This window comes from Amycolatopsis sp. NPDC051061, assembly GCF_040682935.1.
In the GTDB taxonomy this organism is placed as follows: domain Bacteria; phylum Actinomycetota; class Actinomycetes; order Mycobacteriales; family Pseudonocardiaceae; genus Amycolatopsis.
Map to the genome: position 1 here is coordinate 1 of NZ_JBFBBZ010000027.1, position 9,403 is coordinate 9,403.

The 9,403-nt window shown below is 68.1% G+C and carries 6 protein-coding genes; 4 read left to right on the plus strand and 2 right to left on the minus strand.

Going from position 1 to position 9,403, the window contains the following annotated elements; translation table 11 throughout:
• The first annotated feature begins 127 nt into the window (after positions 1-127).
• From AB0N03_RS31500 to AB0N03_RS31515, 4 genes are all read left to right on the plus strand, one after another.
• Entirely contained in the window at positions 128-1,114 is a 987-nt protein-coding gene (locus AB0N03_RS31500; RefSeq protein WP_364379011.1) for an ATP-binding protein, read from the plus strand.
• A 574-nt stretch (positions 1,115-1,688) separates the two neighbouring features.
• Positions 1,689-3,704: a S8 family peptidase gene (locus tag AB0N03_RS31505; RefSeq protein ID WP_364379014.1), complete on the plus strand. Its 2,016-nt coding sequence runs from the start codon at positions 1,689-1,691 to the stop codon at positions 3,702-3,704.
• A gap of 597 nt (positions 3,705-4,301) precedes the next feature.
• Complete coding sequence (locus AB0N03_RS31510; protein ID WP_364379017.1) at positions 4,302-4,601, plus strand: hypothetical protein; 300 nt, start codon at positions 4,302-4,304, stop codon at positions 4,599-4,601.
• 92 nt (positions 4,602-4,693) lie between these two features.
• Complete coding sequence (locus AB0N03_RS31515) at positions 4,694-4,819, plus strand: hypothetical protein (protein WP_364379019.1); 126 nt, start codon at positions 4,694-4,696, stop codon at positions 4,817-4,819.
• 414 nt (positions 4,820-5,233) lie between these two features.
• Here the strand turns inward: AB0N03_RS31515 and AB0N03_RS31520 are convergent, their stop codons facing one another.
• Both AB0N03_RS31520 and AB0N03_RS31525 read right to left on the minus strand, forming a co-directional pair.
• Positions 5,234-5,392, minus strand: coding sequence for a hypothetical protein (locus tag AB0N03_RS31520; protein ID WP_364379022.1), 159 nt, complete (start codon positions 5,390-5,392; stop codon positions 5,234-5,236).
• A 282-nt stretch (positions 5,393-5,674) separates the two neighbouring features.
• On the minus strand, positions 5,675-8,575 hold the full coding sequence (locus tag AB0N03_RS31525; protein WP_364379025.1) for a tetratricopeptide repeat protein: 2,901 nt from the start codon (positions 8,573-8,575) through the stop codon (positions 5,675-5,677).
• Positions 8,576-9,403: the final 828 nt, after the last annotated feature.

Consider the following 9,403-nt stretch of genomic DNA (forward strand, 5'->3'; position numbering starts at 1 on the left):
TCGCAATCCACACCGAACCCGGAGGCCCTCCCTCACGCCAAGATCATCCGATCACGTGTCGCCCCGTACCCAACCTCCGTGGTCAATACAACTAGAGGAACGTCTCGGGCGAGGGGAGGTGACATCGTTGGCGACGGCGGATCAGGTAAAGGCCCTGGTCAAGAGTCATGCTGAGGGAGATGACACCCGGTTCTACTCGGTTGCGTTGCAGGTGGCTGCGGGTGCGGCCCGCCAGGGGCAGAGCCGGTTTGCACAGGACCTGCGGGACCTGGTCGACACCTTGCGTGAGCACCAGGGCCATACGCAGACTGCGACAGGTCGGCCTGTTCCCGTGGTGCAGCCGCGAGGTGAGCTGGCGCAATTGCTGACGGTCACCTACCCGCAGATCATTCTCGGTGACCTTGCGCTGGCGGGTTCGGTCCGAGAGCGTCTGAATCGGGTGTTGCTTGAGCAGCGGCAGGGTGATCGGCTGCGTGCGCATGGCTTCCATCCGCTGCGTCGTCTGCTTCTGGTGGGGCAGCCGGGTACTGGGAAGACGATCTCAGCTCGAGCCTTGGCCGGTGAGCTGCGATGGCCGTTGTTCACGATCCGGCTGGACGGCTTGATCACCAAGTTCATGGGGGAGACCGCAGCGAAACTGCGGCTGATCTTCGACGCACTCGCCGAGACCCGCGGCGTGTACCTGTTCGACGAGGTCGACGCGCTCGCTGGCGACCGCGCCGCGAGCAACGATGTCGGCGAGATCCGCCGGGTCCTGAACTCGTTCCTGCAGTTCCTCGAGCTGGACGCGTCCGAGAGTTTGATCGTGGCGGCGACGAACCACCCGCAGTTGCTGGATCGGGCGATGTTCCGTCGGTTCGACGCGGTTCTTGAGTACCCGCTGCCCGAGGGTGACGTGGTCCGGGACGTCATCCGGGCGAGGCTGGCGACGGTTCCGGTGTCCAAGCTGGCGTGGCCGAAGATCGACGCCGAGGCGCGCGGGCTGAGCCATGGCGAGATCACCAAGGCGGTCGACCTGGCGGCGAAGGAGGCGATCTTGTCTGACGATGGCCAGGTCACCACGGCGAGCCTGTGCGCAGCGCTGCGCGAGCGGCACCTGCGCACTGCCGACTGACGAGCGACTGAGGACTCGATGCCTGAGCGTGACCGGCAACACCTCATTGTCCCGGGCGCAGCGCGCGCCGCAGGCTACCGGCCACCCCCGCTGGCCATCGGCTCGCAATCGATCCCAGCGCCAGCGGATCGTCGTCAGCACGGGCGGCAGCTGCACAGCTCACTGGAGCAGGCCGAATCGGATGGCGTAGCGCGCCGCGAAGCCACGCCGGTCAGGGTGGAGGGTGCGATCGAGGGCGTCTACGTCTCGTTCGAGAGCTTCCCCGGCGTGCAGTTGGCGCTGAACCCACTGGACCCCAAGGCCGGCCGCGTCCATCCGGAGCTGATGTCGGTCCAGCAGATCGACACAGGCGGCGGCGAGCTGCGCGAGCGAGCGACCGTGTTCGTGCCGCAAGGCACATTGCGCTACTTCTTGGACCGCGTGAGTCGCTATGTCGACACAGCGGGTTCGGCGAGTCCGCGGCATCGGGACCTGCTGGACCGTGTCGCCTCGGTCCGCGCGGCCACCATTCGCGGCACTGTGGACCGACCCACCGCAGGAGTATCCCGATCCGGAGCGGTCCGCCTGGTGGGAAGTGTGGCTGCGGACACGAGATGGCCACGAGGTCGAGCGGCTACGCGCGTTCGCGCGTCAGACCGATGGCGTCCAGTTGGGCCGCCAGAGTCTCGGCTTCGGTGACCGGACCGTCGTGCTGGTGCACGCGACAGCAGAACAGCTCGCGTCAGCAATTGACGTGCTGGATGACCTGGCCGAACTGCGGCGGCCGCATCAGCCCACGCAGTTCCTCGCCGACCACCACGCCGTCGACCAGCACGAATGGGTCGAGGAGCTTATCGGCCGACTGACGTCAGCCGGACCCGATGCGCCGGCGGTGTGCGTCGTTGATACCGGCGGTTCGCCAGGTCATCCCCTCCTCAGCGCCTCCCTGGCCGAGGAGGACTGTCACGCCGCCGACCCGAACTGGTCGGTCCTCGACCACGAGGGCCACGGCACCGAGATGGCCGGGCTGGCGCTCTATCGGGACCTGGGTGCGGCGTTCGAGGTAAATGGCCCGGTCAGGCTGCGTCATCGGCTCGAATCGTTGCGGTTGCTGCCGCCCTCCTCGACCCAAAATGATCACAACCAGTACGGCGCGATCACGGCGGCGGGCACTAGCCGACCGGAGATCCAGGCGCCCGACCGCCGCCGGGTCTATTCGATGGCCATCACCGCCCCCTGGCGTGCCGACGTTGACGGACAGTCGGCGGAACCCGTACTGGGGCAGCCGACGTCGTGGTCGGCGACGCTGGATGCGCTCGCGACCGGACGCAGTGTCGTTACCGACGCCGACGGCCTGGTGTATCTCGACGAGCCGGACGCCGACGCGGGGCGGCGTCTTTTCGTGGTGTCGGCGGGCAACATTGGTACCTGGGCGCCCGGCGAGGAACATCTCATCCGCAGCGAGCTCGAACCGGTCGAAGATCCGAGCCAGGCGTGGAATGTCCTGACCGTCGGTGCCAACACCGAACTCGACTCCATGACCGGTGCTCCCGCAGCCTTCGACGGTTGGCGAGCATGGGCGCCGCGCGGTGAGCTTTCGCCGTTCAGCCGGACCTCGGTGCCCACCAGTCCGAGGTGGCCGGCCAAACCCGACGTCGTGCTCGAGGGCGGAAACGTCGCAGTGTCACCGGACGGCACAACATTTGACACCCCGGACAACCTTCGCCTGCTCACCACCAACGCACCGTTGATCAGTACCCGGCTGCTGACCACCACCCACGCGACCAGCGCCGCAACCGCACAGGCGTCTGCGCTGGCCGCGGCGGTGATGGCGGAATATCCGGCGTTGTGGCCGGAGACGGTGCGCGCGTTGATCGTGCACTCCGCGGAGTGGACCGATGCAATGCGGGCCCACCTGCCGGCAGGTACGGGGAAGAGGCCGCGGATCAACCTGCTGCGTCGGTACGGGACGGGTGTTCCCGACCTCGGCCGCGCGCTGCACAGCGCTACCGATGCCCTGACCCTCCTCGTGCAGGACGTCATCCATCCGTTCGCTCGGGGTGCCATGCGGGAGATCCACTACCACGAGCTGCCCTGGCCGAGCGATGTCCTCGCCGACTTGGGCGAGGCCCAGGTGCGGCTGAAGGTCACGTTGTCCTACTTCATCGAGCCGAACCCGGGCCGGCGCGGGTGGCGACGCCGCTACAGCTACAGCTCCCACGGCCTGCGGTTCGACCTGCGCCGTCCGACCGAGTCCAACGCGGAGTTCGAGAAGCGCATCAACCAGCTCGCCCTGGCCGAAGACGAGCAACGCCCAACGCCCAACGACGAGACCGGAGAGTGGTTCTTCGGCACGGGGCATCGCCGCGCGCCAGGATCTCTGCACTCTGATTTCTGGACCGGCAACGCCGCAGATCTCGCCAGCCGCGGCATGCTCGCCGTCTTCCCTGTAACCGGATGGTGGAAGGAAAACCCCGCACGCGACCACAGCGACCACGGAGCTCGCTACGCCCTCGTCGTCTCCGTCGAGACCCCGGGGCAAGACGTCGATGTTTGGACGCCAGTCGCCCAACAGATTGGCGTCCCCACCGTCATCATCACCGAAACGTAGAGGCTCCATCGCCATGCGGCCACCGCCTGATGCGAGTCCGTCGTGGAGCCGATTCCGCGACGATACGACGAGTAGCAGCAGAGAGGTTGCGGGCGGGCCTAGCGATCGAGATCTTCGAACGTGTGGCCGATCCTGAGTCCCCGTTACGCGCTTGCCGACGGTGGCAAAGCTGGTCACGGACGTAAGTTGTCATCGCCGGTTTCTGCCGGCACTGTGAGTGGGATGTCCATCCTATGTGCCGCCGCTGCGACAGGAGTGGTCTGAGGAGGAGCGCACCCGGCGGCTGAACCGTGCATGCCGAGTCGGGTATCACGACGTTCGTCAGCCAGACCGACTTCTAGCGACTGTTGCGGACGGGTTCATGCTCAGCAGCCTCGTTGGCAAGCTGACCGGCGATCATGCGTTCGCGGCCAAGTTCTCGAGCTACTCGGGGCGGATCGAGACGAGCGTCCTCGGTGTCCGTCGGTCCAGTCGGCGCCGCGCTGAGGAGGCTGCCGAACATTCTTCCAGTACCGTGACCGTGGACGCATCTACGGACATGGTGTCGGCAATCACGGAAGATCATGTGAGCTGTCGCAGCCCGGTAGGATCGAGGCCGTGCAAACCTCGACCGTCTCCGCGATGCGCAGCGCTGGCGTCATCCTTGGCGGGTTGGGGGGCGTCCTGTTCGTCGCGATCGGCGTCGGAGCGGTGACGGCACGGCTCGCCCCGCCCGATGCGATGCTCATCGTTGCGGTAAGCGTCACCGCGGCCAGTGCCCTGCTCAGCGGCTTGGTCGCGGGGCCGGTGGTGCGTCGGCTACTGCGCCGGCTCCATGTCGAGACACAGGCCGACGCCACAGCGCCGGTCCCACCTACCGGTGATTCCGCCGACGGAACCAGTCCCGCACAGCAGTGACCGCCAGCCCCCCGGATCCGACCGCGACCGCCGCACCGGCAACCCTCATCGCGTCGGCTGGGCTGGCCCCCGGAACCCCTAGCATCCACACCATGGCGGCCAGCATGTACAACACCACCCCGCCGGCAAAGACGATCAGCCGCTGGAGAACCTTGCTCCACGACCAGATCAGGGAGCGGCGCAGGGTACCGTCGTCGTTCGTCGCCCGGGTGTCATGAAAGTCCTGCGGAGTTAACTTTCCTGTCGAGAAAGGGCCGCCGGTCAAAATCGGCAGTTCGGCGCGGTCGCCCGCCCGGCCACCGTGCGCGGTATGCGCGGTCGGTGCATCCGTCCCCGAAGGCACCACCCGCTGCCGCGTGGGATCGGCCGGGACCGGACTATCGGGCTCACTCGGTCCGACCGTGGCGGTGTTGTCGGATGCCGGTGACTGCGGCATTGCTGACCCGCCCTGCCTCTGGTCGCGTCGGCCGCTTCGACGCGACCGCGACGCACCCGGCTGCGTGTCATAAGAACGGCGGCCCGAATCGCCGGGCTCGATTGAGCGGGGCGTACTCGTCGTCACGTCGGCCTCCGGAGGGGCATTTGGGCACCGATAGGCGACGAGATCGGCTCGCAGGGGATTCCAGCGCCGTTCAGTCCGAACCGTCGAGTGCGACCTGCACCGTCGAAATCTCTGGCCTGCTCGCGCAGCCGTCCCAGAGCGCGTAGACCATCGATATCACCGCTATCAAGAGCCTGTCGATGGAGCGCAACTGCGCCTGCCAGTTCATCCGCTTGTTCCCGTAGTTCAACCGGCAGTCGTAAGGCGTCGGCCTCGCCCGAATCGGCGGCGCGCCGGGCGAGAGCTCTGGCACAGTCGACTTCGCCAGCCCGGGCTAGGGCCGCAGTCATGTCGGCCAGCGCCTGCGCTCGTCGACTTGAGTTGGTGATGGGATGGATTAGGCGGTGGGCGTCGAGGCGGAGGGCATGCGCACGGTCAGAATCGCCGGCGGCGGCCACCCCCTCGGCCAGGCTGATCAGCGCCTCGGTTTGCCGGCCCGGATCGGTCAGCGGCCGGGCGAGGGCCGGAGTACTCATCGCTGTCCTTCCTGACGACGTGCGTATTCCTGCGTCGCGCGTGCTTCTCGCATTTCGCTGGCTTCCGGCAGGTCGAGCGCGGCGAACTCGGCCTCGGCCGCGGCCCAGTGCGTCTCGGCGCCTTCGTAGTCGCCCATCGCGTGCAGCGTCTCGGCGACGCCTCGGTGGGCCCGGGCCTGGTAGGCGCGGTTGCCGCTGCCGCCGGCCAGGTCCAGGGCGGATTGGCTGGCGGTGAGAGCTTCCTGCCGGGCGCCCCGAGCAAGCGCCGTCGCACCGCGGTCGAGGTAGAGCTGGGTGCGCAGGTCGGCGTCCGGGATGTTCGCCGCTACTTCACTGGCCTTGTCGTGGTAGCGCATGGCTTCGGTGTACCGGCCGCGCTGGCGATGTACGTTGCCGATGTTGTTCAGCGCGTACGCCTCGAAACATCGGTCGCCAACTGAGGCGGCATGCCCGCACGCGTCGGTGTAGCTGGCCAGTGCTTCGGTTAGCAGGCCGAGCCGTTCCTGCACGGAGCCGAGGTTGTTGAGCGCGTGCGCCACGCCCTGGACGTGGCCGATCTCCCGCAGCATTCGCGCGGCGGATTCGTTCTGCCGCAGTGCGACTTCGAGGTTTCCGCGGAGTTCGTTGAGGTAACCGAGCATGCTTAGCGCGTGGGCTTCGCCCCGCCGATCTTCGCCCTGTTCGTACTTGGCCAGCGCGGCCTGTAGATAAGCCACCGCCTGCTCGTGTTGCCCGAGCTCCATGGTCGGAATCGCAAGCGCGCACAACGTCGCCGCCTCGCCACGGGGGTCTCCGAGGCGGCGCCACTTGGGCAGCGCCTGTGCCGCCAGCTCGAGCGCCTCGGCAATTTGTCCCTTCCGGTCGTACGCGGTGGCGAGTCGGTGTAAGACGTGGGCCTGGCCGTAGTCGTTGCCGGGGGCGGCCGAGACGGTTTCCCACGCGAGTTCGAGGGTGTCGATCCAGTCTTCGAACTGGTTGGTCGTGTTGAAGTAGCGCCAGAGCAGCACGGCCAGCCGCCAGGTGTGCTCGGGCAGGTCGTGCCGGGCGGCGTAGCGGATCGCGGCCACGAGGTTGTCCCGTTCGGCGACGATCCACCGCAGTCCGGCGGCCTCGTCGGCGAACGTCGGCGTCACCGGGCAGGAGCGGTCGACTGACGGAAGTTGGGGTTTGTCGAAGGGGTACGCGGCGCCGACCGCGGCCGCCAGCGTCACGAGGTAGAAGTCCAGCAGTCGCACCAGCGCCCGCCCGGGTGCCGGCTCGACGGCGGCGAACTCCTTGAGCGGGTCCAGCATCTGGTACCGCTCCGGCGCGGCCTCCTCCAGGAGGCTGACCTCGTGCAGGTCGTCGAGCAGCAGCCGGGCCTCGGGGACGTCGCAGCCGGCCAGCGCGGCGCCGCCGATGACGTCGACATCCGGGCCGGGCAGGCTCCCGAGCAGCCGGAACATGGCGCGCTGCGGCTCGCCGAGCTGCTGGTAAGACACCCGGACCGCGGCGACGCCGTCGTCCTCGCCCCACGGCCCGTTCTCCTCGAGCAGGTGGAGCAGGTGCTCCAGGGGCCACCGGTCGTGCCGCCGGAACAGCGCGGCCGCCACCCGGATCGGCATCGGCAGGAACCCGCAGCGCTTGACGATCAGCGCTACTTCGGCCGCCCGGCCGCGCACCCGCGCCGGCCCGGTCAGCGCGGTGAAGAGCTCGGCGGCTTCGTCCGGCGGCAACGGCGAAAGCCGGACCGGCTCGCCGACGTCTCCCATCCGCCGGCTCGTGATGACGGTGAGGCAGCCGTCCGCTTCGGGCAGCAGCGGCCGGATCTGCTCCGGTGACGCGGCGTTGTCCAGCACGACCAGCGTGCGGGTGCCCCAGAGCGTCGTCTGGTAGAGCGTGGCTTTCCGGCCGACGGTGGCCGGGATCTGCTCGGCGGGCACGCCGAGCTCGATCAGCAGCTCGGTGAGCGCGTCGCCGACGCTGGTCTCGGGGACGCCGGGGGTGAACCCGTTCAGCCGGGCCAGCAGTTGCCCGTCGGGGAAGCGGTCGCGCAGCCGGTGCGCCGCCTCGATGGCGAGGCCGGTCTTGCCGACGCCGGGCGCGCCGCTGACCCAGACCGCGTCCCGGCCGGCCGCGGCGGCCGTCTCGATCGTGGCGATTTCGGCGGCGCGGCCGGTGAACCCGCCGGGCCGCGACGGCAGTGAGCTGGGCGGTTCGCCATACTCGGCGCGCGCGGCGAGGTTCCGCAGCACGGGACCCGGTTCCATGCGCAGCTCGTCGAGGGCGGCGCGGGTGCTCTGGAACACGCGCAGCGCGCCGACCTGGTCACCGCCGGCGAGCAGGGCGCGCATGAGGAGTCCGGCGTGCTTCTGACTGGCGGGATCGGACCGGACGAGCGGCCGCAGCCGGTCGCGCGCCGAGCGGTGGTCACCGGTGGCCAGCTCGAGTTCGGCGAGGTCGCCGACGGCGTCGGGCAGGCTCTCCTCCGGCAGCACGACCTCGGGCCCGCCGACGCGGTCGATGTCGATGTCCTCGAGGAACGTCCCGCGCCACAGGCCGACGGCTTCCCGCAGCAGTTCGATCTTCCGCCGCGGGTCGTCGGTCCGGCCAGCTTCGGCGCGCAGCCGGTCGAAGCGGGCGGTGTCGAGCTGGTCTTCGTCGAGCCGCAGGAGGTAGCCGGTGGGGGTGGTCTCGATGCCGACGCCGACGTCGCGCAGCCGCTTGATGTAGCCGCGCACCTGAGTGGGGCGGGTTTCGCGGTCGGCCCAGACGATCTCGGTGAGGCGGGCGGTCGAGACCGGCTTGTTCGCGTTCAGGAGCAGCACGACGAGGACGAACCGTTGCTGCTGGTCACCCAGCGGCACGGGTGTGCCGTCGTGCCACGCCTCCAGCGGGCCGAGAATTCGAAACTCCACGGCGCTATACGCCTGGTGGCTTACGCAACCGGTCCCACGAGCTCATGACGCACTCGATTTGCTCTGCTGAAAGTCCGCAAGCGGAAACCAGAGCCTCGACTTGCGCGCGGATGCGTGGAAGGCGTGCCCTCCCTTCTCGTGTCAGTCCATGGATTTGGCTTCGCCAGATTCCGGTCTTTACTTTGCCTTGTCCCAATGTGAGACCGGATTGCTGCCACAAAGCCCGCAGTAGTCTGCAGAATTCCTGCTCATTCGACACTTCAAAATCTTCCGAACTATTGTCGTCGTGGCCGCTCACGAGAACTTCTCCGCGTCGGGGTGACTAAGGATGCCACGGATCGTATGCAACCTGACTGTGTCGAATATGCGGTACGGGCCTGTGATCGTGAGCGTGAGTGCGGCCACCACTGACCCGTAGTTAATAATCGCTGGTTGGGCGGCGATTGCCAAGAGGGCTTCAGGGAGAGCCATGCGGGCACTTGCCCAGGGTTTATTGCCGCGCGCAGGGGCGCGTTCCGCTGGGTCTGGCACAAGTTGACCTTTCCGTCCACGGGCCCAAGGGGCGCCGAAGAGCTAGCTGATCGCGGTGAGCTGTCAACGTCAGTCGGTCTGCACCCGGTGTTCACGACTGGGCTCAGTTGGACCCCGGCTTGACGTTGAGGCCCAGCATGCCTGAGGTCGCCGACCTTCGGAAGGATGCAGCCGTGCGGTACGCTCAAGAAGTGTCCACGTTGCGGCGAAGCCGCAGGTGGCGAGCGGTCGGAGTGTCGTGGCGTGAGTGCCGAGTGACCTGGCCGGCTAGGTGCGTGCAGCCCGCTTCGCCCGGGG